The 661-nt window shown below is 72.0% G+C and carries 1 protein-coding gene; it reads right to left on the bottom strand.

Features of this window, described 5'->3' with window-relative positions:
• A partial coding sequence (locus ICC28_RS40070; protein WP_188293799.1) for an alcohol dehydrogenase catalytic domain-containing protein occupies positions 1-661 on the bottom strand: 661 nt, incomplete at both ends.

Genomic DNA, 661 nt, shown 5'->3' with positions numbered 1-661 from the left:
CCCGGCGGCGGCGTGGATCAGGACGCGTTCACCGGCCTTGAGGCCGGCCAGGTCCCGCAACCCGTAATACGCCGTCATGAACACCGCCGGAACGGAGGCCGCCTGCTCGAACTCCCACTCGTCCGGCATGCGTACGACCATGCGCTCGTCCGCGATGGTCAGCGGGGCGAACGCAGAGGGGAACCCGCCGAACACACGGTCCCCGACGTCGAGTCGGGTGACTCCCGGACCGGTCTCCACGACCACGCCCGCGCCCTCCGCCCCGAGTCCGTCCTCGAACCTGGCGAGGCCCAGGGCCCCTGCCACGTCGTAGAAGTTGAGGCCTGCGGCCCGCACCTGCAACCGGACCTCGCCCTCTTCGAGCGGTCGCGTCGCACGAGGGTTCTCCGCCTTGCCGACGTCGTCCAGCGTGCCGCCGCCGAGGGCGTCGATGCGCCAGTCGGTCCCGGCACCGAACCCGCCGACCCCGGCGATCTGCCGGCCGTCGACCGAGCGCACCAGCCGTGCTCCCAGCAGACTGCCCTTGCGCAGGGCGAGTTGGGGTTCCGAACCCGTCACCGCGAGGCCGAGCACATCGCTCCGGTCGAGGTCGGTGGTGTCGGTGTCGAGGAGGACGAAGCGGCCGGGGTGTTCGGTCTGCGCGGTGCGGATCAGGCCCCAC

This window comes from Streptomyces sp. TRM68416, assembly GCF_014596915.1.
In the GTDB taxonomy this organism is placed as follows: Bacteria; Actinomycetota; Actinomycetes; order Streptomycetales; family Streptomycetaceae; genus Streptomyces.
Note: the sequence above shows the minus strand (reverse complement) of the source record. Positions and strands in the feature narration are given on the sequence as shown.